Source organism: Candidatus Scalindua japonica (assembly GCF_002443295.1).
Classification (GTDB): domain Bacteria; phylum Planctomycetota; class Brocadiia; order Brocadiales; family Scalinduaceae; genus Scalindua; species Scalindua japonica.
Genome location: NZ_BAOS01000002.1, coordinates 1 through 25,426 on the forward strand (window position 1 = coordinate 1; position 25,426 = coordinate 25,426).

Consider the following 25,426-nt stretch of genomic DNA (forward strand, 5'->3'; position numbering starts at 1 on the left):
TAGCAGAGGCGGAGTGTACACTGAGTGTGTTTTTCCAGAACAGGGACGTAAAATCAGTCGCAAAATATATCGGCTATAGTGATGCATCTTTAGCTAAAGTGATAGATATGACTGAGGGTAATAATACGGAAGAAGTTGATTTTGGCGGCAGGCTCGGCAAACACCCTGTTGATAGGGATTGGGCTAATGCTGATTTCAGGATCTCATTTGCGAAAAACAAAACACATTCCTACGCCTTTTACACACTGACCATGAAAAATATTTATGGTGCGTTATCGAAAAAATACAAATATAAAGTGTATCATCATGAATTCGATGATATTTATGGCACGACGATTGATTTTATAAAGAAATATAAAGTCCACTTTGGTTTTATTGACGCTATAATAAGCGCGGATGGTCCTTTTGGTATATTTGCTGACCCGTGTCCTCAGCTTACCGGGACTATTATAGGAGGAGAGGATATAGTTGCTGTTGACTGGGTCGGCGCTGGCAAAATGAGCCTGGATCCAATGATATCCAGATACATGCAGGAGGCGGTTGAAGCATTTGGGAAACCGGCAATAAAAATAGTCGGTGATGGAAGGCCCTATAAATATTGGGCAAATGTACCCAGGATATCAAGCATTTTCTCACATGGGATGCTTGACAGGCATTACCTGTTCGGGTTTATAATCTATTATACTATGAGTGAGATGGATCCTGACGTATTTCCTTCACAACCAAGTCAATCCGATTTTATTAATGCTCTCAGAGACCTCTCTGCACCGCTGAGAGAACTTGTCTTTAAGGAACCAGGCCAGCAGCCTTCTGAATTACATAAGTTCGTTAATGAAATTGTTATCAGGATGATGCAGTAATTGGTCCTTCAGACGTCAATCTTGAAAGCTACCAGAGACTATATTTGCATAAAGGAGATAATAATGCCGAAGTGGAGAAACCTTTTGTGGAGAAAAATTGTGATAGAAACAATTATTACTTATCGAAGTTGAGTTAAGTGTTATTTGTTATATGTATCCTCCACTCTCCTGATAGTCTAAATATATTTTTTAGAAAGATTATCAGGAAAATTGTTGTTCCAAGCATCTCAAGGAATTCTTCAAGGGCTTTTGACATATGTCTGATGCGGTGATTAGAAGTAGAGAAAAAATCGGTTATACCCATTTCCTCGTACTGCGAGCCATCCAGGCCCTCTACAAAGTCTAACCCTACCGCAACGGCGTACAGGCTTATACCGACTAAAAACCAATACCAGAGTTTTCTTGAGGAAAGTTCCTTCCACAGGAACCAGATCATAAAAATACCTATAGAAACAAATACAGGCCCAAATACCAGCTGCCAGGTATAACTTGGGAAGGCATCATAAGCACGGACTAACACTCCAGTACCGAAAGTATCATCATTGTCAAAAAAGAGGACTTTAAAAGCCGTTCCCATTCGTTCATGAAACTTTATCGCATCGTCTATTCCCAGATAAATAAAAAATGATCCGATGCCCGCCCAACCATAAGATTTCCACTTATAATAATTGTCCCGCATCTGTGCATTCACTCCAACAGAGGTCAACCATAGTACAGCTCCCACTACAATTGCCTGCAGACTGGAAAACCAGTTTGAAAGGCTGTCTTCGCGGGTAATATTTACCATTCTCCTGATCGCTCCTACTGAAGACCAATTGTAGTGATTAACAAAGACATCCAGGAAAACAATGAAGAGCTCAAATCCAAGTAAACACCAGAATAATCTCCTGGTTATCAAGTCAGATCTCAGGATTAAATTGAGTTGTTGTTTTTGTTCCATTAAAGATTTATTTAAGAGGGGAAATGGCACTTCTATACCGCTCTCTCTTACTAAAAATACTCATTCTCCGATGCTTTATATCATGTGATTTTATAAAACACAAGTAAGAAGTTGTTGACGTGAATAAGTATTAAAACAACTATCTAAGTTGATGTTTCTGATTTGTTAAGTTTATATTTTTAACATAAATGCTAAAGCATTTTCTTGAAAACCATGACTTGAAATGCTAGGCTTACAGAGTAAGAACGCAGGAAAATCCACATACACACTTAAGCTTAACAAAGAGTCCCGGAATCGCTTGTAATAAATGGTCGTCAATAGAGTATGAATCGTTTGGCGCTCGTCGGATCTGGAAATGTGAAGTTTTGAAAGGATTAAAATAGATATGAAATATATTTCATCCTCTGCCGCAGATATTAAGCAGCATTACGACGTAGTAGTAATTGGTTCTGGTTATGGTGGCAGTATTGCCGCATCTCGTATGTCCAGGGCAGGCAAAAAGGTTTGCTTGCTTGAAAAGGGGAAGGAGTTTCAACCGGGAGATTATCCAAAGAGTAATCTGGAGGCTGCAAAAGAGGTCCAATTAGATTTGTGCGGAAATCATATTGGTCCGAGTACAGGCTTATATGATTTTCGTGTTAATGATGATATCAGTGTTGCTATGGGATGTGGATTGGGTGGGACTTCGCTGGTAAATGCCAGTGTTTCAGTTTTACCTGAGCCCAGAGTTTTCGAGGATAAATGCTGGCCTGAGGAATTGAGAAACGATATGCAATCTTTCAATGACGGGGTAAAACATGCTCGGGAAATGCTGGGTCCGGTAGAATATCCCGAAGAAGAGAAAGGGTATCCGAAGCTTCCTAAACTTGAGGCCATGAGAAAGGCTGCCGATAAAATCAATGCGAAATGTTACAAGTTGAATATAAATGTAACGTTTGAGGATTGGGTTAACAGATCAGGAGTGAAGCAGGCAAAATGTGTTTTGTGTGGAGACTGTGTAACCGGTTGTAATTATGCTTCCAAAAACACTGCTTTGATGAACTATTTACCTGATGCTGTTAATCATGGCGCAGAAATTTATACGAAGATTCTGGTTAGATATATTAGAAAGACCGGAGATTTATGGTCTGTCCATTTTCAAATGTATGATACGGACAGAGAGAATTTTGATACAGCCGAAATGGTTGTTAAAGCCGATATTGTGATACTTGCGGCAGGAAGCCTGGGAAGTACTGAAATACTTCTGCGTTCAAATAAAATGGGTCTGTCTCTATCTGGTAAATTGGGAGATCGGTTCTCTGGAAACGGTGATACAACCGGAATTGGATATAACAATGACCAGAAGATTAATGGAGTGGGGCTTGGTTATCATAAACCCGGCGATGGAGTTGAGTTGCCTGGCCCTACTATTACCGCGGTAATTGATCTGAGAAACCAGGACAAGCTGGATGAGGGGATTGTGATTGAAGAGGGTGTTATTCCCGGAGCCATGGCAAAGCTTCTCCCTCACGCCTTCGTCCCCATGTCAAGACTGTTTGGAAAAGATACTGATAGTGGTATGGTTGATTTCGTGAAGGAAAAATGGAGAGAGCTGGTCAGTCTTACAAGAGGGGCATATCACGGAGCTATCAAGAACACCATTACGTATCTTGTCAATACTCATGATGGGGCGGGAGGTAAAATGAAGCTGGAGAATGACCGCTTGCGGGTCGACTGGCCCGGAGTAGGCAAACAGCCGATATTTGATAAAATCGATGAAAAATTGAAGGATGTTACCTCTGCTCTTGGAGGGACTAAAATCAAAAACCCGGTTTGGAATAAAATACTGGATTATGACCTGATAACTGTACATCCGTTGGGGGGGTGTGTCATGGCGGACAGCGCTGAGAATGGAGTCGTAAACCATAAAGGAGAGTTGTTCACGTCTGATAATGGTACAGACGTTCACAAAGGTCTGTACGTATGTGATGGCGCTGTGGTCCCCAGATCGCTGGGTGCAAACCCGTTATTAACCATATCGGCACTTGCTGAAAGGTGCTGTAAGTTAATAGCAAAAGACAACGGCTGGGTGATTGATTATAATTTTTTTTAGAGTTGAGGTTATAATATGCTTTAATAAAATCCTTATTGTTATTGTACAAGCAGAAACTACTTCAACCGTCAATAAAGACACTATTTCTCCGCACTTCAATGCTTATCAGCGTCATCCGGTTAGGTTTTTGCGTATTGCAAATTAATGCTCCAAAACTGTCATCCCCCGACACCACCGTTCGCCAGACAAATGGTGTTATCTATTAAACAGATACTTGATTATGCTGGCGTGTTTCTGGTGCGTAAAACGCACCCTACGATTTTTGTTCCCGGACGTAGAATGTTTTTGGTGGGCGGTAGGGTGCATTCCATGCACCGTTAACAACTTAAACCATGCGAGGACAAGTTTAAGCGGGAATCCAGATTGAACAAACCACCTGGATACCCGATAAAGGAATTCCTGCCCGAATAGGTACCCGTCCCCGCCAGAACAGCCTTGTCGGGCTGGCGAACGGTTGAGCCGGGCGGGTATGACAAAAGCGGTATACGCAAAAACCTGACCGGATACTTCTGAAACCTTATAGCGTTTAAATCCGAAGGTACCATTGTTGCGGTTTAGAAATTGTAACGTTAATGTATCAAAGCGTTGCTGAACAAAAACAAGTTGACAACTGGGAATAATTTTCCTATATAGGATCATTCTTTAATATATCTAAGGGAATTGTCAATTTTTCAAGAATACATACCTTTCTCTACATCAGTACTTAAAAGAAGTATTGCTTACAGATAGTTGTTAAGTTATTTGCATTATATAGAAGTTCTTAATATAGAGTCTGAATCTTCACTAATTTCATTAAAGTAACATCCTAACAAAATAACATTTTTTGTTATGGCGTTATAACAAACAAGTAGGGACTTAAAAGTTCTGTCATGCTGGGTATTGTATAACGCTATGCAAATCAGCGGCTTATACATTTGTTATATTATTTATGACGTATGGCATTTTATTTGTGATTACCATAGTGTCAATACTTTGGATGTGTTTAACACGAACAATTTATTGAGGAGAGTGCTGTTATGGTAAAAACGGTAATGACACGAATCAAGAGAGCTTTAATCTGTTTAGGGACTATTTTGGGCATTTCCACAAGATGGAATCTCCCATGCGCGTACCACTTAATAAACATTTTGTAGTGGGATTAAAATCAATATCTTAACTTTGGTGGAACAATACTGAATAAAGAATTTAATATTCCTCACATACTTTCATCCGGAAAAATCACTGAACCCGGCAGGGAATATAATGTTCTTAATAATGGATCTACAGATAAACCGTATCCTGCAATCATTACTTATGAATCCGATATTACTGATGATTCAGGTGTCACTGACATGGAAGATTATTGGGATATGGAAGAAAGAATCAGGAAAGAGAACCAGGAAAAACTGGATAAATTTCCTTTAGGCTTATTCGGAAGATTGATCAACATTGATGACAACGGTGATATCGATGTTAATACAATAAATTTCTTATGATATTGTGATAATCAGAGAGAGTTAAAATATGAACAAAAAAATTGTACAAACTGTGCTTTCTGTATTTTCTGCTTTCTTTATACTGACGGTACTCAATTTCTGCTCAGCAGATCCTGAAGTAGGAGATCAGGAAAAACCAGCAGAAACTATTAAAATAGAAGTTAAGAAAAAAGCGGTTGATACTAATGTATACGGCTTTGGCAAAACAATTGTCCTTGAAGTTGCAAACCTTGAACGTCTAGTACAAGAGGCAAAGGGTAATAATAAAGAGGTCACTATCTTCCTGGACGGATGGCCTCTGAAGGATGTAAATATCACCTATCCTGCTGCAAAGACTATTCAGTTCTGTCTTTATCGTTCAAATCTTACTTTGGAAACCTGGAAAGGCCTGCTTGCGAAGGAGGGGTTCTATACCAGCGATGTATCAATCAGTATTGGTTTAGCAGGTGATATGCCAGAAGCCACTAAAGTACGTGTCAAAATGGTCCTTATAAATGAGACATGGTTTATTATCTGTGCGGCTTTAATCTTTTTTATTTTGTGTATGCTGATATGGCTGGCTGTTTCAAGTGATATACTTCGTGATGCTGGTCCGCAGCCAGAACAAGATCCTGATCCAAAAGCTGAGAAGATCAGAAAAACTTATAGCCTTGCACTCACTCAGATGGCATTCTGGTTCATGCTGGTAATTGCCTCATACTTTTTTATCTGGCGTATTACCGGCGAACTCATTCCTGTTACTAACTCTGTCCTTGGTCTGATTGGTATAGGTTCCGGTACCGCCCTGGGCGCCGCAATCATTGACCTTGGTAAACGTAACGCGGAAAAACGAACGGGTACTAAGGAGAATGGGCTGCCAACTGAGGGATTTATATTTGATGTACTTACCGATGTTAATGGTATCAGCTTACATCGTTTTCAGATTTTTGTCTGGACAATTGTACTTGGAATTATTTTTTGCACCAAAGTTTGTACCGATCTGGCGATGCCGGACTTCAGCAATACATTATTGGCACTGATGGGGATAAGCTCCGGGACCTATTTAGGGTTCAAATTTCCGGAGATACAAGAGTGACAAGACATGACAATCAGGCATTCCCGTGATTAAAACCGGTATCAAAAAAAAGTTATAAAAAATGCAAACACGCATACTTATCATAAGTAATTTGCGTTTTGGAATGGGTGAAGAGAAGTCTCTATGGTCGTGCTTTGTTAAGTACTTTGTATAATCGAAAAAAATCTTTTTGATAAACATAAACAAAAACATTGCTGATTTTTATAATAATTAAATAGGAGGTTCGTGTGAAACTTAAATCCATTATCTCAAAACTGAATGTTAAGTTTTTTTTAAGAAACCAGATTACTATAACTTTACTTGTGGGGGTTTCTGTTATTGCTTTGATTTATGGATGTGGATCAATCAAACCGGGATATGTGTATAAAGAATGGACAAGGACAATGTCTCAGGAGGGTATTTTTCCTGTTTTCCCTCCACGTGAAGATGTGCAGGTTGGAGATGTATGGTTGCTTCCAATACATCCATACGAAACAGGAGCGATTGAAGCAGTCGGAGGATTAGGTCGAACAGGAATCTGGACAGATAATATTTTATTTCATGGCACATCTACGGTATCTCTAGGAACATCTACTGCTTCTATTAAAGGAGTAGATGCATTTTATCAAACACGCTCTTCATTCCCAAGTTCATCATTGGCTTCTGAGTCTATTATAGGTTCAATGCAGGTTGGTACACCAACAGTATCCAATGGTAGTAAAGCGAATAGTAATAGCATTAAAATAATCACGGTTCCAAGAGGTACAGATACTACTGGCATATTTATAAAAGGTGATAATAACAGGTTAAGGCAGGTTACATTTCCTGAATTTTCAGTTACTAATATAAGGCAAACTTCACTTAATGCGTTAGTGCCTATTGAATATTTTAGCGCTGCCCTGGGGTTTAGTTCAAGCCGTATACGAGAAGTTTCTTTGAAGATACCGTCAGCAGAATCTTATGGATATCCAGCATATTTTATTACTAAACCCTTGTTTAAGGATAGTAAATCTTTTACATGGAAGGATGGTAAGCTTTATCTTAAAGAGTGGGATGAAACCAGTAAGAGTGGAATCAGAGGATTAAATAGAACAACTGCAAAATTGGCCCGTATTCAGTTTGATGAAGCATTTATACACTTAATGCAAGATGAACGAATATCATATAGCGAGAGAAAGGATATTGAGAGTGCTCTGGATAATCACAAAAAGTATATATATGTGTCGTTAATTAATGAAGTTTTTTATGCAAGGGCAATTGATATTAATATCAGAACCAGAAGGGCAAGAGGAGGAGCTGCTCATGTAAAACCCATTACGAATGATATGCTCTCACAACTGGATAGATTGAATAGTTTTAGGAGTGGCACTGAGACAACTACTACGCAAATTGAAGAAACAGATTCAAATGGAGGGACGTCTACTACTAATATTAAGGTTGAAAAAACGGATGATGCATTTGACCTGGCAGAGAAAATGAATACTTATAATGAGAATTTAGCTAATCAAACAATTATTGGGGGTGCAGTAAAATTTATCTCTGCATCAGATGCCGGAGTCGGTTTGCGCCGGATTTTTGATCGTCCAATAGCTGTTGGAGTACGTGGTGTGATTTTAAAGTTAAATGTAGATGCCGTTGCCTGTAATGGAGCTATTTGCACAGACGAAAAATGTGAAGGCAATGAAAGGTATTTTAAAGTAGTAACTATTGCTGATTATTAAAATTAAATCAGCCATTATGTAATTTGAATTCATGATAAACAGATTATTGTTTATTAAATAACATGGGAGAAGTGAAAGTGTCCAACGTTTTGAGAAAAACAAGAATAGCTCTCGTTCTACTTGCAATAACTTATTGGATGTAAATCCATTGAAAAGATTTCTGAAATACAAAATCACTAAATTTGGGATAATAGAAAGAGAATTCAAAATGATAATTAGACATCTGTTACAGCTGACAATCATCTCCTCAGTAGTTTTACTAGCTGCATCATGTACCACTCCTCCAGAAATGCTGACCACTAAGGGACATGTAGACCATGATGTCAACTTCACTATCCTGCAAATCAATGATGTTTATAAGATCGAGGGTTTGGAGGGTGGAGATGTAGGTGGTATTGCAAGGGTACGCACTCTCAGAAAACAGCTTGAGGCTGAAGGCAGAGAGGTGCTTGTCCTTCATGCCGGAGACCTCCTTTTTCCGTCTGTAATGAGTAAATACCTGCGCGCGCAGCCCATGATAAAGGTACTCAACCTTCTGGATGGAGATCCGGCCGCATTTGACAAAGATCTCGTTGTTGTTTTTGGTAACCACGAGTTTGATGATAAAGACCCGGGATTACTCCTTGGACGTGTGGCGCAGTCAGATTTTGCATGGGTCTCTTCAAACGTTCGATACCGTTCTGTTAAAGATTCATACGGAGCACCTTTCTCACAGAGGCTTAATAATGTACATGATGTAATCGTCCTGGATGTTGGTGGAGTTCGTGTGGGAATTTTCGGTTTAACAGTTGACGCACAGCGTCGTGATTACGTTACTTATGATTATGGCGATATTGCTGCTCGGAAGGCATCAATTCAATCAGCGCTTGGTCGGTTAAAGAGAGAAAATGCTCAAGTCATTATCGCCTTGACTCATCAGGATTTAGACCAGGATGAGCTTATGGCCAAAGACTTTCCAGAGATTGATATTGTCATTGGTGGACATGAGCATTTCTATATACAGCGTAAGGTTGGGAATACATTGATAACCAAGGCTGATTCTGATGCTCAAAGTGCTATTGTTTATAATGTACGGGTGCCTGCGGACGGTCCTGTTACGGCTGAACATAGAAAAGTGGAGATTGGTCCTGGAATAGAGCATGATCCGGTAGTTGATGCCGAGGTACAGCATTGGATATCAGAACTCTCAAAAGCTGTCAAGAAGCAAAAGGGATATGATCTTCTGACAGAACTGGGGACGACAAAATATCTACTTGAAGGAGTAGAGCCTGCAGTCCGTGGTCGCGAGACTGCACTTGGCAATTTTCTGGCAGATGCGGTACGTAACAGGATGAATACAGACCTTGCGTTTATCAACGGAGGAGGTATCCGGATAAATGACGACATTCCACCAGGACCAATCACCAATTATGACATGGAGGGAATTTTCTATTTTAATAACAACCTTGTTTCCTTTGAACTAACTGGTGCTGAACTCCTTGATATCTTGCGCAATTCAGTTTCCAAAGCACATCTGGGAGACGGGAGATTTCTCCAGGTTTCAGGTATTAAGTTCAATTACCATGTTGGAGGAACGAAAGATAATCCTATCTACACAATTAATCCGGGAGACGTAAAAATTAAACCACAGGGAGACGTGGACTTCATTCCTCTTGAGCTTAACCGGAAATATACCACAGGTACCATAGACTATATTTGGGAATATGGTTACCGAGACGGTTACAAGATTTTTTCACAGGGTAATAATGGTAGTAGCCCTGAGATTGTTCAAAAAGGTATTGATTTCCGCTCTACAGTGGAAGACGTTATCGCAAAATTAAGGAATCGAATGGTGACAACACAGGTAGAAGGAAGAATTATCAAAATCCAGGAACCATAATAAGAAAAGCCTGTTATTTAGAAGTGAAAATTTTCAATGTAATTTTAGCTGACCTTATTTGGTTTCATCTTAACAGGAAAGCTCCAAGCTGGAGAGATTAGAAGGCTATCAGGATTCGAGATAATTACCACAGTTATTATAATTTCTTTTAATTAAGTAATCTAATGATTTAAAAATGATCCAGACAATTATCAAAACAATAACCGATGTATTATGTAACTAAAATATAGAATAATCTAATAAAAAACTAAAATTATCCAACTGTTAGAACAGTATTAGATGATGTCTCTGCTTGTGAGGATAGTGGTAATACAAAACAACTAATTAAAAGAAAAACAAGGTTATTAAAAATAAAGTGTTTAAGAGAATAAATCACAGATCACTAATTCCATTCTGTTTCATATTACTGTCAGGCTGTTCTGTTAATCATATCGGTATACCGGGTCTCGTATCCGTTAAATATTCCGAAAATGATCATACATTACGGACTAAGGTGGAGGCTTGGGGCGTATATATGAGCACAATGCCTGTTGATCGAGGCATTACATTCGGGCATACAAAACGTATTTATATACAACCAAAATTGTCTAATCAACCAAACACGTTAGTCAATATACTTCCTGATCTCTCTGGAAAAAACTGGCACACAACAACCTCAGAAATCGAGGTAGTTCCTGGAGCTGTAGCGCTTATGAATAAGTCTAGCGGTTTATCAATACAGACCAATCGTAATTCAATAGGTTTGTTGCTGGGTCTTAGATCTTATTACCTATTGGAAATTGATAAAAATTTTTCCGGTATATTTTCAATTAACATTAATGATGAATAAGAAAGGAGATTTTTTAATGAAAATTAAATGTTTAATTTTTTTAGTACTCTTTATATCACTTGTGGGATGCAGTAACCACCTGGTCTATGTTCACGAGGCTGACCTTGGTCTTACTATATCCCCAGTAAATCCAAATAGTGGAACTGCCAAATTTTCGTTCGGTTATGACAGAGATACATATGCTATTGTTCCAAAAAGAGGTGATAATAAAGATTCAATGTCCTTAACAGCAGTAAGCAGGGTTCATTCTAAAGGTATGCAAGAAGTCCAGTTTGGACACGTAGTAGCAACTGGTGAAGCTGCCAAAGCAATTGCTGAAAATCCTTATGCACTGGAAACCGCTAAAAGAAATTTAAAAAAATAAAAGATATTTTTTTAATATTAAAATACGGAGATAATTAATGAAAAAGAGACTATTTTATATATTTGTTTCAATACCGCTACTTATGGGTTGCGGTTCAGCATATCTTTATGAGACTGAAAAACTTTCTTTAACTGTCGAAGCTCGTGGTAATGATGCAGCACAGCCGGTATCTGCGAATCTGGGATTAAAGCAACGTGTGGCACTTATAGTTCCAGGCAAAGGTGGAGACGAGGAACTAACTTCTGAGGATATAGAGAAAATAAATGATAAAATGCAAAGTATTAGTGCAAATACCTCAGTTTCGAACTTCAGTAATCTGGTAAATTTAATAAATAATCTGAATTCCGCCAAAAGACAAAATGCAGTTAATTTGGTAACAAAGAAAATATATGATAATTTTTCTGATACTTCTACCGCTTATATAAACTGGGAAAAAATTATCAGTGATAATGATATAGTAACAGAAAAATATCCTGGTGAGGCGTCTTCAGTCGTAAGCTATTTCAATTATAAATTTAAAGCAAATACATGGTCACTAAACGATAATGAATCAACTATTGACACTGTAATATTAACTGGAGATGCGGCATCTAATTTAAGAAAACAGGCTCCAAGAGTATTTCAAGATATATCATCAACTGGTATTGGAAAAATTAGTATTTTAAAAGTAGAAAGCCTGAAGACTATGTATGCAGGCTTAAATTTTTTATCAAATAGTGGTGACACAGTTGCTGGCCAGCATTTGGTGGCCGTAAATCAGCTTCATAGTTTTGCTCCAGCTCGAATACCTTTTTCATTTTATTCTTCCGATCCAGCTATACCAGCTAATTTTAATGTAAAACCTATTAATACTCCAAATCCAGATTCAAAGAATAACAACTTTGATGATGTCACAAAATATCTAAAGCTTTTACATGATATAGATGATATTTTAACTACAATGATCAAAACGAATGGCTTGATGATTGGTGGAAATCCTGTGTCAGATGAATCAGAAGTGAAAGCTGATATTTCGTCTAGGCAAAAAAATCTAAACAAAAAAATTGAAGAAATACTTGGTAATCCATCACTGTTATCGGCGCTCAATTATTATGTTTATAAAACATTTATGAAGTAAGGTAATGATATAAATTATCATTATTTAGATAATAAACTACATAATTGATTGTTCCAGGAATCGATAAAATTCATTTTAACTTTTTTGAAAACAGAAGAATGGACTGCCAGAATACCAATTATAAGTGGCTTACTATCTGTTGAAAAGAAGATGTGTTCAAAAATACTATTTTCATTTGACAAATAACAGGATTCAGTGTTTAGATACCAATCTCCTGATAATTTTCAGGGAAATTCAAAAACTTTGTAGAGATAAAATAGAAAATATCAGAGTACATAATAGCGTCATTGAAAGAATGGATCGGAAGACCGCGAACTACGCGCCTGGTCTTCTACCGACGAAATTTTATGTAGTTGATAACACTGGTAATATTCAAAAAACTACTTCAGATTCAGAAGAAGATGAAAAACGGAGAAAGAGGTCCAATAGGAAAGTTAAGAAATAGGTACTTTGGAGGAAATGGTTATATGGATTATTCTTGGAAACAACCATGGTAATTATTGGTTTTGCTGTTTATTATTGGATAAAACCGCCACCTGCATATTCAGAGTCTCAGTGCCTGACATGTCAAAATTACTCACTGCCATCTGAAGGGTGTATGGGCTTCATAGCAGATACCATGAATTATTTCCTGCCAGATTTCTTAAATGGGCTTATAACAAAGATCGTGATCCAGAATCCATGGTGCTTCTGGGGCACAGCTTTGCTGCTTGTTTTCTATTGGGGATTACGGGTTTTCCTGAAAGAAAGAACAGAACAGGCAAGTGAAGAGCAGAGAAATAACATTCTCTCCTCTCTCCAGTTACCAGTTAGACACGATGAAGTCAAAGAGTGATAAGCGAAGATCAGCAGGTTTGATCACATAAGGGGTCGCGAACCTGATAAAAAGATTCATTGAGAATTTTTATCAGGTTCAACAAGAAAAAAGATACGCAAAACTAAAAACCGTTTTTTTAAAGATGGACCGTTTCAATGGAGACATTGAACATGGTATCGTAAATTATAATTATGCGGGAATTAATGCTCACCCACCACTTGGATTTGATCCCTGGCCTTCCAGAGAGAGTATAAGTAGAATTAGTAAAAGTCAACTACTTGTATGAATATTGTCAGTCCAGAAATATTCTTATAACGATTCATTGCAGCAAAGGAGGGGGTATCGGCTAGTGAGTAATAAAGCATAAAAAAATATAACTCCCCTGAAATCTGAGAAAAGGTCCTTAATAAATATAATAACCTTAAATTGGATTTCGCTCATTTTGGTGGAAAACTTTCTGCAGGAAAATGGAAAAAAACTACTGAACTTGTCTTTAAATATCCAAATTTCTATATAGATATTTCATATGTTTGCACATTTAAGAAAAACAAATATGTTTACTAATGACGAAAAAAGCAAGCTTTGCAGTGGAAACTCTCTAAACTTTCTCTTTAAGCCCAACTTGATTAAACCTGCTACTAAAGACGCTGCGGTAAATAAATGAAGGTTATATTTTATAGTTATTATTGGAGTAATTTATTATGAGAAGATACTTAACAGTCCTTTTCTTCGTATTGGCGATGGCAGGTTTTAACCTTTTTGAAATCCACGCCGAAGTACACACTGGTAAAAAGAAACCAGCCATATCCTTCTATTATGCCGATAACCTTCCCCCGACATTCTTTGATTTTTATAATTATGCGATAAAAAGAATTAGAACAGATGATTTAGCGGTATTTAGAAAGAAGAGTAAAAAACAAGCTCAGAATCACAAAGAAGGAAGTAATGTGATGGGTACTGGTGAAAGTGATGATGTCGTTGATAAATTAATACAAGATTATTACAAGGACGGTTTGCCTGAAGAGTCAAAAATGCAATTCTGTAAGGCCATGGCCCTGATTGCCGCGAAGGATGCTGTTTTTGGTTCAATTCGTAAGGCTGGAGAAAGACTGTTCAAAAAGGAAGAGGTTAAGGGGCAAAAACTTAATGGTTTATTAGATAGTTTCAGTGACTTGATTACAAAAGCCAGTGATGAGATTGAGTATCTACGTTTAATAATGGATGAAGAAGATATTTATGAAATCTGGTTTGGTATAACTAAGATGCCTGGCCCCGATAGAAATAAGTACCAATATGGTCAGGTCGGACTTGTCAAAGGAGAGCGCTTTTCCAGGATATTCAGACCATGGAACAGAAAATTCAGAAGAGAAATGCGAAATTCATTAATTACCGTTATAGAGTCGAAGAATGATTACTTTACTTCGGATGAAGATGTGAGTGAAAAAGAGTGGAAGTCGAGGATGATTGACGAGAAGAAGAAGGAACATCCATATTTCCTGGGGCTCTTCTTTAAGCTGGTCATCAATAAAAAGAGCGCTGAATTCATAACACAGTTGGCTGTTGGTTTGCCTCCTTATGAAATGGAAATAGATGAAGATGGATCGCTGGAGAATACTCAGGTAATAATTGAAAAGCTTGGGATACCCACACCCGTCAGCGAAAACACACGGTCAAAAGCCCCTATCGCCCTGATAGATTTCACCATTAATACTGAAATCATGAAAGACAATCTGGCAATTCCTGTCCATTTCAAATTTGGACATATTGGGAAATTTAAAAATGGCTTGCTTGAAACAGGAAAGTCACCACTGTTACTCCGTATATTGGACGGGTTGATTTTTAAACACAACTTACGTATCTGTGATTCAATTCCTCGTCTGATGGGCCATCATAAGAAATTATCGGCTCTTAAGGTTGATATAAATATCAGAGAACTTGAATTTTATTTCATCCCACAGGAGCTGAAAAATCAATTAAAAAATTATGGACTGATAAACAAAAAAGAACTTCTCGCCAAAGAGAAGTCCAAACCGGATATTATATTGCCTAGCTTAGATACGATAGAAGAGAGGAGGGTTTCTTCAAATCGGGTGGATCCCACAAGTGTTTTAAAGCTCTTCAGCTCCAACCTTATTTTGAATCTTGGCCTCGGATTTCATCCTTTCAAGAGGCTCATACCTCTCTCTGGTAAAATGGGCGATGCTGACATTAAATTCATTGATTCAATTAATGAGATGATAAAAGAAAAGGTGGGCGGACCTTCTAAAGAAGATTGGCAGGAAATGATACAGAAAGTAATACCTGATTTAGATGCCCATGAGGCAGGAGGAAAAAAATGAAACAACTGTTTATAATAATCTTATTCGTATCTATATCTCTTAAAGGCGTTGTTGCGGATGAATGTATTGGGAAGGTTGATATCTTGCCTCATCTTTCCTATAAATATATGGCCTATGAAGAGCTGAGAGATATCTCAAACGAGGTTAAAGATTATAAAAGGGCTGTCTCTAATGCCAGGAAATTTCATAATCAAACAGATTCGAAACACGTTAAATATGCTCGGGATTTTGAAAAGAGAATAAGTCCATACATAAAAAGTCCCGCCGCTCTATATTACCTTGGTAATCTTAATTATGATCTTCAGGAGAAGAACATTTCAGAAGAGAAGAAGAGAGATATAGTTGCAAATATTAAGAGACTTTTAAAATATGTTTTTCTCAACTATCAAATGATGATACTGGAGTTGAGTAAAGACCCTTTTCTGGAAGATAAGCCGAAACTACAGAAAAAAGTCAAAAAATGGAAAATGGAGTTTAGCGATGACTGTATTGCATTTGCTAAACAAATAGACGAAGAACTACTTAATGAAGACCCTTCTACTCCCAAAGGACGTACCAGGATAATTGAGGACTATTTAAAGCAGGCTCCTCTGGTAGGTGAGGAAATGGATTTCGTGGATGAACTGAAAAAATACGGTCTTCATCACCCCGGTCATGTGATTAGCCCTAATGGTTATATAGAGGGAAACAGGGTTGAATTATTCAATAAAAACGAATGGGGCAAAGAACAGTTCATATGGTATGTAAAACATAAAAATGTCTTCAAAGAACATGGATATTCTTCTGAGGACCCTCCGGACGGAGTGAAATTTTATACAGAGCTGATTAAAAATAATAAGAGTGTTTTTGAAGAGGCGGATACTGATGAACAGATTGGATTTCCCGGATTTGAAGAACACCCTGGATTTAAAAAAGGAATATTTAAGGAGTTGGTTGAGGGAATTCGGTCTACTTCCATTGGGGATAGAAATGCTACGATATTTATCGATATCTTTTTGCTTGGTGAGACTATCGGTGTTGTCATAGCAAAGGAGATTGTACGCGCAATTGAACGCAACCCATCACTTAAGGTTTTTATTCTCCGTGATATGGAAAACCATTATGGACACAAAGAGAATATGGTCCCTGTATACAATTACCTCAGGGCCTATAGTAAGCATAAACCCGGTAACCTTATTATCCTCCCGGCAGAGCTTGATTTGCATCCAACGGGACTGGCTGACTGGATGAACTATCTGATCCCTGAAGATGCACAGGAAAAATTCGGCAACAGTATACAGTTGTCTCCCATGGCCAAAGCTGATCATTCCAAGATAATGGTCATAAATGGTAAGCATCTGGATGGGAGCGCAGTCGCCTATGTGGCATCCAAGAACTGGCTGGACACTTCCGGAGGAATAAACTACGATGAGGTCATTAAAGTATGGGGGCCTGCCGCGACAATTATTCAGGACAACTATGTTCCTGACATGATAGCTGCGTTAATAAAAGAATACAAAGATCCAAAAACGCAGAAATGTCATGTCAATTACCTTAAATTACTTTACAACGCTGCTACTAAGACTAAAGGTTTGCCGCTTCCCCGTATCGAAAATGGAAGCCCTCAGAATAGTAGGGGGGAAAAAGAAGATGACATCGACTACATGCTGGTTGCGCAGACAATAGTTTCTGATTGGGATATCCTTAATCGTAAAGAAGGAAATTTGCCAGACAGTTTATATGTTGAGAAAGCGGGAAAAACTATCATCAATATTGGTGAGAACAATCATAATTCTCATATCAGAAACGCACTTGATCAGGACATTTATCTCATCGAAAATTCAACTCGAAAAATCCTGGTTGCCGATCAATTCTATATTGAACCACGTTTGGTGAGAGCTACGGTAGAGGCGGCAATAGATAAAAAGTTTGATATACTTTTGACCTCCATGCCAGGTCCGTTAGGCGTCATGCCGGATAACTTTCTCAATGTTGCCTACCTTGATCTTTTGCTTAAACATGAAGCTTCCAAAAATATCAGGCTGAGATGGAAGAAACTGTATCGTTCCGGGGAGATGATCCAGGAATTCCATATGAAGACGTTGACTGGGGGTAATGAAAACTATGATATTCATATAAGCGGTTCTGCCAATAAGGGTTTTATGACCATGCGGGGCGCTTTCAGGGAAACGCAGGTCATGATATTTCAACCGGCTCAAGAAAAGGGGACTATAGCCCAGTTGGCAAAAAATGATTTTGATAAATATTTCATTAATAAAGGTGGTAAGTGTTTCTCTCAGATCTTAATTAAAAAAAATAAAGCTGATAAAAAAAGAAAGGTAGACAGTAAAGAGAAAGTTCCAGTTGAAGAAAATGTAGGAGCAGTTGAAGCTGATTTAAACTACTCGTTTTTTGAGGCTGCAAAGTCTATTTTGAAACTTATAAATCCCAATCCTGACAAGGATATTGATAAAAATGAAGCTTATAAAGTGTTTAAGAAAGCCAGGGAAATAGGCGAAGCTCTTTACAATCCCTATTCATTTTCTTTGCCGCCAACAAAAAGAACGGCAGATGAGTAGGATTAAATGTGGGAAAAATTTCTAAATTTGATCTTTAGTGGAAAATTACCAGGTAAAGTGGAGTTGATCTAATATCAACATTAATTGATAATTTTTTTGAAAGGAACAATGATGATATATTATTCTGTAATAGTTTCAATATTTGTTAATTCTGTCAAAAATTTAGCATGTGTGTTTATGTTATGTACAATTTTATCGTCACTGATTGGATGTGGTATTTCAAGAGAAGGCGCTGTAGATTATCGTAAAGCAAATATTATGGACATGAGTGAAAAGAAGGAGCTTGTAAGGATAAAAGAGGAGTCTCTGGATAGTAAAAAAGCATCAGGTGCAATTCAAAACACCCCATTACTGCCGGTAAAACTTGTTAGGCAAGCGTTACAGTCAAATGAAACGGATGCAAAAATAGAAAAATTGAACTCAATTACCATTCGATTAAGACGCGCGTTGATAAAAGAGTTTACTGAAATTCCTTTGAACCCTATTAGAGGGTTTAAGGCAAATGGAGAGATTGCAATTGTTGTGAAGGCTTTTGAATTTGGTGAAGGTGAAGATTTTGATTTTACACCAGAGGGAGTTAAGGAAGGGAGGGTAGTTTTCTACTCAAGTGATGTGGAAGAAGACCAGATTCTCAATTTCAATAATATGCCAATCTACGGGCCCATTCAGTACAATGGTAATCCAATCGGGCTGGATTTTTTCATCATGGAGTTAGATACGAATGATGAACAGATAGCGGCCCTTCTCAGTACTTTAGCAAGCTTTGGCGCAATGGCATACCCTCCCGCCGCACCAATTCTACCAGTGTTGGACTCACTCGGTAAGTCATTATTAAAGGGTAATACTAACGATATAGGGATGCGTTTCTCTTTAGTTTTAGATCCACCGGAAGGGTATGCCGGTTTAAGTTATCCATCTGTAGAAGCAGGAAACTATGTTCTGCTCAGAGAAGATAATCGCCAAGCTGTTACTAAATGGGATGCGTTAGTGTTGGACGATAATAACGGTTTACTCTATAACAATACAACTGATAAACAGGGGTTGTATAGAGATAACACTTACCTGACATTTCAGGTAAATAAAGGGTTCAATTCAAAAAATCTTGACTTGTCTCAAAATAAGTTTGGTCCTTTTCTTGACAAGCTTAAAGAGGAAGATGCTCGCAAAGCAGCCGAACTAAATGGTGTCTTTAACGAAATAAAAAAAGTTGGATTTGCACGGATGCAGAAGAGAAACTTTACTAATGCTAAAGTAATATTAAGTAATTTAAAGTCTGCAATAAAAAATAACAAGCAAAACATTGCAAAACGTACAGCTTACGACTTGTTTAAATTAATAAAAAAGGCGGTGCCGCCTATACCAGATCCTAATCCGGGATCGGAAAATTTATCATCAGAGCAGAGGATCTATTTGTTAAAAGCGCTTAGATCAATGGCTAAAGCAAGTGCATCATTTAGTGATTTAGAAATATTTGAAGATGATTGGTTCAGAAGAACTCCTGGTGATACAATTTTTAATACACTCTTTCCTTTAATAAAATAAGAGGCATCAGGATATGCTTCTCCGGATATTAAATAAACAACATTGTAAGGGTTTTTTTCAGCTGAATGATAAGTCGGGTTAGGCCAAACAGTCTTTGTCACAGGGCCTGTCTGGCCTGCCCGGATGAATTAATTCGAACAGGAACAACCCCCTATTAATCCCTGATAATCATTGGCAACTTTGGTTTTAAACAGTATATTTACCGTACTCAATTTTTCAACTAAACAAATACTTTAATAAAAGGGCTGCTATGAAAAGAAAAAAAATAATTTATTATTTACTACCATTAATGATGATTATAATGACATTATTTGCCGGTTGCAGCAACCCGCCTAAACTTCTGGAAAAGGAAAAAGTGTACGGTACAAGTTCCGACAAATACGCGATCTTTCATAGGATTGCTGAGGCTGATCGAGGTTTTGGGCTTAAGTATCCTGGGTTTTTGGTAGGAATAGAGAAAGGGCATAGGGAAGATATTGATCCCAATAATACGTATAATGTTGTTGAACAACTGAATAGAGGGGTAACATCAGAAAAAAATTATGAGAGAGTTAAGGATATTCTTGGTGACAGGAAATTGACTTTTATTTCACATATTGCACAGTATCGGCTTAAATCGAGTACTACGGAGAATCCCTATCAGGGAATTCCTTATATTGAAGAAGAGTTCATACATAACGCGTATGAGAAGGATTACGACCACACAAAGGTATATTCCGACAGCGACGTAGTGCTTGGAAAATTAAAAGAACGTCTTGGGGAAATAAAGAACTCCGAGAGATACACCCACATATTCCTCTATTGTATGGGTTGGAATACAGATCAGCAGGAATGTCTGAGAAATTACAATAGTCTATTGGCGTTAATGATAGAGAATTACGCAGGGAGAGAACCTTTCAGACCTCTGTTTGTGGGGATTTCATGGCCATCGTTATGGAAGTGGAAAGTATTTAAATATACGGGAATAATATCAAGTTATTTTGCAAAAGCGGATGACGCGGACGAGGTAGGGCTTGTATGGGCGAATAGAGTGTTGCGTGATATCCTGGTCCCTCTTAAGAGAGAGAAAGAGATCCCATTGATAATTGTGGGACACAGTCTTGGCTCCAGAGCGCTTACAAGGGCGCTGTTTAGCGCTCCTCTGGTTCCAACAGTTCTTGTCGATTCATCTGACGATATAAAAAAGAGCGATATTGATCTGGTAATCGGACTGGAAGGCGCGTTCAGTGTTAGACGATTCTTGAAAGGTAAGGGGCTAGAGGGGTATCCGTATGAAAAGTTTGCTGATTATGCCCGAAAATTTGTTTTTACCTGGAGCAGTCATGATACCGCAACTGAGGCGCCTGTAATTTATGGTACCCGGTATATAGGCAGTGAATCCGGCTATAATTATACATCAAAATTTGATTCTTTCGAACACTTCAAAATAAATGTTGAAGAAATCGATCAGGCTTCAGCTGTTAAAGGTCAAAGAGATAAAAAGAAGAAGAAGTATAAATTAGACATTAACTATAACAGGATTTTTAAAGACGTGCAGGACAGTATGAAGTGGAAAAATAGTTTTACGGATGCGTCCAAGATTTCAATTGTGGATGCTTCTGAATTGATCTATTATCATCCATACCAGAAAGGTGGCAATGCCCATAACGATATTTATACCCCGGGAGTTGCAGATTTTATCTGGAGTTGTATTGATAATATTCCTTAAGTACAAATAAAAAATTTGAATTAAATACGCGAGGAGGAGATCCTGAAACAGGACGAGAATAGCTTATATCGCACTTTTCAGTATCGTTGTCTCATTAGCGCTTCTGTTTATAGCTGCCTTCTTTGATGGCTTGTCCGTAACCGTTCCGGTAGATGAGTCGATAGGACATGCAGAGTACGCTTTTCAAGGTATCTTAAAACAATCAATAGTAACGAGGGGTTATTTGCATGGATAGAAGGATTTCTAGCGGCAATTGTTGGCGCATACTACGGAGTAACATCATGGCGCCCATCCAGTTAGTACAGGAGTAAATGTGTTCAAGTTTCATTATTCAATTAGAAGTAGAAGCTTTTTATAAATTACAACATTTGTTTAGGCTCTGTAGGCAGCAAAAAACAAACATGTTATTTTTTTAGGATGGGGGAGGCTTATGGTTGAAGTAAATGATGGAAAAACAGGAAAAGATCATTATGTTGAAAATGCGAATGAAGTTATCGAAAAAGAGAGACAACATATTGGAAAAAATAATAAGGAAAACCTCTCTGGATTAGCTCTCTCAGGCGGTGGCATTCGCTCTGCCGCATTTGGGCTTGGCGTTATCCAGGGCCTTCTGGCAGGAGATCACTTGAAGAAGGTCGATTATCTATCTACAGTTTCCGGTGGAGGATACATTGGCTCAGCTCTCACCTGGTTCCTTTATAAAGGAGGTAAGAAAGGTACTATAAAATCAGAATTCCCGCTTGGTAGATCAGGGGTTGGTGACAGGCAGGGTATAAATGAAAACGCTACATTAAACTACATCAGACAGCATTGTAACTATCTTCTCCCTGGCAAGGGGCTTGATATGGTCTCAATGATGGCGGTTGTTATTCGCAGTATGTTTATTTCGCTGTTTGTGTATCTGACGATGCTGACAATTGGTATGTATTGCTTGCTGAAATTACATGTGATTGACAGACCGGGTACCGTGAATCCAACCGGGTGCCCAATTCCCTGTTCAGGTCAGATAAACTTTTCTATCAGTGCGGCAATCGTATTAACCGTCCTGGTCCTGTTGTTTATTCTCATGTCTTCTCTATTTACCAAGATGTTGAGTATTATTGATAGTTCTCTGATATACCGATGGTTTATTTTTAATCAAAAGATTATGGGATGGGCCTGGAAGATCGTTTTAGGTCTTCTTGTCCTGGGGTCACTGCAGTATGTGAGTCAGGTGCTCGGCACTGTCCCTCAGGCAATTGCAGCTTGTGGATCAACAATTGCAGGTGTAGTTATGGGTCTGCTTAGATTAAAAAGAGATCAGGACCCGAAGAAGTCAAAGAGAGGTTCGGTTGAAAACATATTGATTGTTGTCGCAGCGGCGCTTCTGATATATGGTATGCTCTTTATCGCATATACTTTAGCAAATAATATCAAGTGTGGATGGACGATTGTTTGCCTTTCTTTACTGGTTTTAATATTCGGTGTCATTGTCAATCTAAACTATGTCGGTATGTACCGTATGTACAGAGACCGTTTGATGGAGACATTTCTTCCTGATACGGAAAGTGTTGAGGACAATCAGTGGAATCCGGCTAAAGAAGCGGATAAAACCCTGTTGGAAAAGATGTGCGATAATCCACGCAGACCCTATCATCTGATAAACACACATATAGTGCTTGTAGACTCGCCGACATCAAAATTTCGTGGTCGTGGTGGTGACAGCTTTACTCTCTCTCCACTCTTTTGCGGAAGTGACGCGACAGGATGGCGCGAAACTGCTGAATATATGAAAAAAGGATCTCGCGGCATGACACTCTCAACCGCGATGGCTATTTCTGCTGCGGCTGTTAATCCAAATTCCGGTGTGGCAGGACAGGGAGTAACGCGTAATAAATCAGTATCCCTGTTGATGTCTCTGTTGAATATAAGGACGGGTTATTGGGCACACAATCCTGAAAAAAGGTATCATTCACCTTTCCCGCCAAATTTTATCATACCCGGTCTTATGGGAGTATTGGGATCAGGTCTGAAAGAGAATGGCAGATCAATAGAGTTGACTGATGGAGGTCATTTTGAAAACCTAGCGCTTTACGAATTGATAAGACGTAGGTTGTCATTAATCATAGTTTCCGATGCGGGAGCAGATCCTGATTTTCAATTCGGAGATCTCGCAAACGCGATTGAGCGTGTACGTGTTGATTTTGGCGCTAATATCAAGTTTAATGATCCTGAGTTTAACCTGGAGCATGTATTGCCAAAATCCGAGAAAGGGCTTATGGCAAGGAAATACAAGTTAGCAAAACGTGGTTTTGCTATTGCCAGCATTGAGTACAATGACGGGTCTGAGGGAAGGCTTATATACCTTAAGACAACACTTATAAAAGATCTTCCGGCAGATATTTACGGTTACAAAAATGCAAACCCTCTGTTTCCTGATCAGCCTACATCAGACCAGTTTTTTGATGAATCACAATTCGAGGCCTACCGTGAACTGGGTTATCAACTGACTAAAAAAATGTTGGCTACTGTTAAAATATGAGCAGTGAACTTCCTTGATTTATATTTGACTTTATACTTTTTTATGTTTTTAGAATGGAGGATGTAAATGAAGAAACCAAATAAAAGAATTACAAGAAAAGGAACTGGTGATGTGAAAACGGTCTCAGATAATAAAACCGGTAAACACTCATATTGTTCCATGCCGAAGACGGTAGAGCGGGTGTTTGGCCCGGATGTAAATCCAAACCGTGCTGGTCTTATACGAAAGATTGAAAAGAAATGGGCAAATGGGACGGTATTGCACTACTATTTTTTTGATAAAAGCAGTGATGGCGAATATGTATACTATACAAACGGGACAAGGAAGTGGGTAGGTTGGACTACACAAGAAGCAGAAAAGAAAATTGTTCGCAGGGCATTTGATATCTGGAAGAAAGTAGGTATCGGTTTGGAATTTAAAGAGGTCAAATCACGTGAAGATGCTGAAATTCGAATAGGGTTTATGAGAGGTGATGGGGCATGGTCGTATATTGGAAGAGATATCAACGGTATCGCAGAAGATGAACGAACAATGAATTTTGGTTGGGATTTAACACGGCAGGCCAGTGAAATTGATACTGCAATTCATGAAATTGGTCATACCCTTGGGTTCCCTCATGAACATCAAAATCCAAATGCGGGAATCGTCTGGGATGAAGAGTCTGTGTACAGTGACCTTGCCAAACCGCCAAACGAATGGAGCCGTGAAACGACCTATCATAACATAATAAAAAAAATAGATCCGGATACCGTACAGGGTTCGAATTGGGACCCGAACTCAATAATGCATTATCCATTCGATAGTGGGATGATTAAAATACCAGAAAAGTACTACACTAGCGGGTTAGAACCTGATCCAGGGCTTTCCAAACGAGACAAAACATGGGTTAAGAGTTTTTATCCGCCTCTTAAGAAGAATGATTATATTGATCTTCTTCCATTCAGAAGTGTTCAGATGTCTATAAAGGCAGGCGAACAGATCAACTTTAATATCAAACCTGTTGCTACACGGTATTACAATATATCAACATTCGGCACTTCAGACACACTCATGGTTTTATTTGAGAATGAGAATGGAGAAAATCGTTATCGGACAGCAGATGACGATAGTGGTACCGGGTATAATGCAAAAATCCGTACAAAATTGATTAAAGGGCGTAGTTATGTCCTGCGAGTACGTCTTTATTATAGTAATCGGTCCGGCGGGACTGCAGTGATGATGTGGTAGATATTAGCATAAGTATAGTGTGTCGTCAGGCTACCAGGTTTTAATTGTCCTAATTAGAATCCTGCCTGTCCTCTTGAAATGCGTGGACTGCCAGTCTCAGTCTACTTCAAACTTGATATGTAGGGAGAATGCTAACAAGATAAGGAGACCGTTAAAATGACTAAGTCAAAATTTTTAACAAGCCCTGATAAATATGTTCTGGACGCAATGTCTGATATACCGGATATCAGGGACAGGATGTATGAGCCCATGCTCGTCCAGTTAAAGAAGAAGATAGACCCTCCCGACAATTTATTTATTCTGGACCAGGGCAGGGAAAGGTGCCTGTACTGGATTCGGTCTTGCTGCTGTCATAAATCTTTTGAATTTGCGTAGAGACTGTC

At 38.5% G+C, this 25,426-nt stretch carries 20 protein-coding genes; 18 read left to right on the plus strand and 2 right to left on the minus strand.

Annotated elements, in window-relative coordinates; translation table 11 throughout:
* Window positions 1-860 (plus strand): DUF362 domain-containing protein (locus tag SCALIN_RS01270; protein WP_133111586.1); only part of this gene is annotated, 860 nt, incomplete at its 5' end.
* 133 nt (window positions 861-993) lie between these two features.
* Here the strand turns inward: SCALIN_RS01270 and SCALIN_RS01275 are convergent.
* Entirely contained in the window at window positions 994-1,800 is an 807-nt protein-coding gene (locus SCALIN_RS01275; RefSeq protein WP_133111588.1) for a hypothetical protein, read from the minus strand.
* Window positions 1,801-2,185: 385 nt separating this feature from the next.
* Here SCALIN_RS01275 and SCALIN_RS01280 point away from each other — a divergent pair, with 385 nt between their 5' ends.
* On the plus strand, window positions 2,186-3,892 hold the full coding sequence (locus SCALIN_RS01280) for a GMC family oxidoreductase N-terminal domain-containing protein (protein ID WP_096892461.1): 1,707 nt from the start codon (window positions 2,186-2,188) through the stop codon (window positions 3,890-3,892).
* Window positions 3,893-4,087: 195 nt separating this feature from the next.
* Here the strand turns inward: SCALIN_RS01280 and SCALIN_RS01285 are convergent, their stop codons facing one another.
* Complete coding sequence (locus SCALIN_RS01285) at window positions 4,088-4,531, minus strand: hypothetical protein (RefSeq protein ID WP_096892462.1); 444 nt, start codon at window positions 4,529-4,531, stop codon at window positions 4,088-4,090.
* A gap of 692 nt (window positions 4,532-5,223) precedes the next feature.
* On the opposite strand from SCALIN_RS01285, the gene SCALIN_RS21890 reads away from it, so the two are divergent.
* The 16 genes from SCALIN_RS21890 (at window position 5,224) to SCALIN_RS01360 (ending at window position 25,418) form a co-directional block, all read left to right on the plus strand.
* Entirely contained in the window at window positions 5,224-5,367 is a 144-nt protein-coding gene (locus SCALIN_RS21890; RefSeq protein WP_162532100.1) for a hypothetical protein, read from the plus strand.
* A gap of 28 nt (window positions 5,368-5,395) precedes the next feature.
* Window positions 5,396-6,442 carry a hypothetical protein gene (locus SCALIN_RS01290; RefSeq protein WP_096892463.1) on the plus strand — a complete coding sequence of 349 codons (1,047 nt, stop codon included), beginning with the start codon at window positions 5,396-5,398 and terminating at the stop codon, window positions 6,440-6,442.
* Window positions 6,443-6,669: 227 nt separating this feature from the next.
* A complete protein-coding gene (locus SCALIN_RS01295) occupies window positions 6,670-8,142 on the plus strand; it encodes a hypothetical protein (protein WP_096892464.1) in 1,473 nt (490 codons plus the stop codon).
* A gap of 208 nt (window positions 8,143-8,350) precedes the next feature.
* Window positions 8,351-10,021: a bifunctional metallophosphatase/5'-nucleotidase gene (locus SCALIN_RS01300; protein ID WP_133111590.1), complete on the plus strand. Its 1,671-nt coding sequence runs from the start codon at window positions 8,351-8,353 to the stop codon at window positions 10,019-10,021.
* A gap of 514 nt (window positions 10,022-10,535) precedes the next feature.
* Window positions 10,536-10,850: a hypothetical protein gene (locus SCALIN_RS01305; protein ID WP_096892466.1), complete on the plus strand. Its 315-nt coding sequence runs from the start codon at window positions 10,536-10,538 to the stop codon at window positions 10,848-10,850.
* Window positions 10,851-10,866: 16 nt separating this feature from the next.
* The gene (locus SCALIN_RS01310) at window positions 10,867-11,214 is read left to right on the plus strand and encodes a hypothetical protein (protein ID WP_133111591.1); all 348 of its coding nucleotides are present in this window, start codon (window positions 10,867-10,869) and stop codon (window positions 11,212-11,214) included.
* Between the two features lie 37 nt (window positions 11,215-11,251).
* Window positions 11,252-12,331, plus strand: coding sequence for a hypothetical protein (locus tag SCALIN_RS01315; RefSeq protein WP_096892468.1), 1,080 nt, complete (start codon window positions 11,252-11,254; stop codon window positions 12,329-12,331).
* A gap of 124 nt (window positions 12,332-12,455) precedes the next feature.
* A complete protein-coding gene (locus tag SCALIN_RS01320) occupies window positions 12,456-12,776 on the plus strand; it encodes a hypothetical protein (RefSeq protein ID WP_096892469.1) in 321 nt (106 codons plus the stop codon).
* A gap of 45 nt (window positions 12,777-12,821) precedes the next feature.
* Entirely contained in the window at window positions 12,822-13,166 is a 345-nt protein-coding gene (locus SCALIN_RS01325; protein WP_096892470.1) for a hypothetical protein, read from the plus strand.
* 683 nt (window positions 13,167-13,849) lie between these two features.
* Window positions 13,850-15,487: a hypothetical protein gene (locus tag SCALIN_RS01330; RefSeq protein ID WP_133111593.1), complete on the plus strand. Its 1,638-nt coding sequence runs from the start codon at window positions 13,850-13,852 to the stop codon at window positions 15,485-15,487.
* A complete protein-coding gene (locus tag SCALIN_RS01335; RefSeq protein ID WP_096892472.1) occupies window positions 15,484-18,045 on the plus strand; it encodes a hypothetical protein in 2,562 nt (853 codons plus the stop codon). Before SCALIN_RS01330 ends, SCALIN_RS01335 begins: the two co-directional genes overlap by 4 nt.
* A gap of 177 nt (window positions 18,046-18,222) precedes the next feature.
* Window positions 18,223-19,587 carry a hypothetical protein gene (locus SCALIN_RS01340; RefSeq protein ID WP_133111595.1) on the plus strand — a complete coding sequence of 455 codons (1,365 nt, stop codon included), beginning with the start codon at window positions 18,223-18,225 and terminating at the stop codon, window positions 19,585-19,587.
* Between the two features lie 250 nt (window positions 19,588-19,837).
* Window positions 19,838-21,295: a hypothetical protein gene (locus SCALIN_RS01345; protein WP_096892474.1), complete on the plus strand. Its 1,458-nt coding sequence runs from the start codon at window positions 19,838-19,840 to the stop codon at window positions 21,293-21,295.
* Between the two features lie 430 nt (window positions 21,296-21,725).
* Entirely contained in the window at window positions 21,726-23,816 is a 2,091-nt protein-coding gene (locus SCALIN_RS01350; RefSeq protein WP_096892475.1) for a patatin-like phospholipase family protein, read from the plus strand.
* A 66-nt stretch (window positions 23,817-23,882) separates the two neighbouring features.
* Window positions 23,883-25,043, plus strand: a complete 1,161-nt coding sequence (locus SCALIN_RS01355) for a M12 family metallopeptidase (RefSeq protein WP_096892476.1) — start codon at window positions 23,883-23,885, stop codon at window positions 25,041-25,043.
* 156 nt (window positions 25,044-25,199) lie between these two features.
* Window positions 25,200-25,418, plus strand: a complete 219-nt coding sequence (locus SCALIN_RS01360) for a hypothetical protein (protein WP_096892477.1) — start codon at window positions 25,200-25,202, stop codon at window positions 25,416-25,418.
* Window positions 25,419-25,426 lie beyond the last annotated feature (8 nt).

Coding starts and splice junctions, on each gene's coding strand:
- SCALIN_RS01355 (WP_096892476.1), top strand. CDS start 23,883: ATGAAGAAACCAAATAAAAGAATTACAAGAAAAGGAACTGGTGATGTG.
- SCALIN_RS01325 (WP_096892470.1), top strand. CDS start 12,822: ATGGTAATTATTGGTTTTGCTGTTTATTATTGGATAAAACCGCCACCT.
- SCALIN_RS01350 (WP_096892475.1), top strand. CDS start 21,726: ATGGTTGAAGTAAATGATGGAAAAACAGGAAAAGATCATTATGTTGAA.
- SCALIN_RS01275 (WP_133111588.1), bottom strand. CDS start 1,800: ATGGAACAAAAACAACAACTCAATTTAATCCTGAGATCTGACTTGATA.
- SCALIN_RS01280 (WP_096892461.1), top strand. CDS start 2,186: ATGAAATATATTTCATCCTCTGCCGCAGATATTAAGCAGCATTACGAC.
- SCALIN_RS01340 (WP_133111595.1), top strand. CDS start 18,223: ATGTTATGTACAATTTTATCGTCACTGATTGGATGTGGTATTTCAAGA.
- SCALIN_RS01330 (WP_133111593.1), top strand. CDS start 13,850: ATGAGAAGATACTTAACAGTCCTTTTCTTCGTATTGGCGATGGCAGGT.
- SCALIN_RS01360 (WP_096892477.1), top strand. CDS start 25,200: ATGACTAAGTCAAAATTTTTAACAAGCCCTGATAAATATGTTCTGGAC.
- SCALIN_RS01335 (WP_096892472.1), top strand. CDS start 15,484: ATGAAACAACTGTTTATAATAATCTTATTCGTATCTATATCTCTTAAA.
- SCALIN_RS01345 (WP_096892474.1), top strand. CDS start 19,838: ATGAAAAGAAAAAAAATAATTTATTATTTACTACCATTAATGATGATT.
- SCALIN_RS01305 (WP_096892466.1), top strand. CDS start 10,536: ATGAGCACAATGCCTGTTGATCGAGGCATTACATTCGGGCATACAAAA.
- SCALIN_RS01290 (WP_096892463.1), top strand. CDS start 5,396: ATGAACAAAAAAATTGTACAAACTGTGCTTTCTGTATTTTCTGCTTTC.
- SCALIN_RS01300 (WP_133111590.1), top strand. CDS start 8,351: ATGATAATTAGACATCTGTTACAGCTGACAATCATCTCCTCAGTAGTT.
- SCALIN_RS01310 (WP_133111591.1), top strand. CDS start 10,867: ATGAAAATTAAATGTTTAATTTTTTTAGTACTCTTTATATCACTTGTG.
- SCALIN_RS01285 (WP_096892462.1), bottom strand. CDS start 4,531: ATGATCCTATATAGGAAAATTATTCCCAGTTGTCAACTTGTTTTTGTT.
- SCALIN_RS21890 (WP_162532100.1), top strand. CDS start 5,224: ATGGAAGATTATTGGGATATGGAAGAAAGAATCAGGAAAGAGAACCAG.
- SCALIN_RS01315 (WP_096892468.1), top strand. CDS start 11,252: ATGAAAAAGAGACTATTTTATATATTTGTTTCAATACCGCTACTTATG.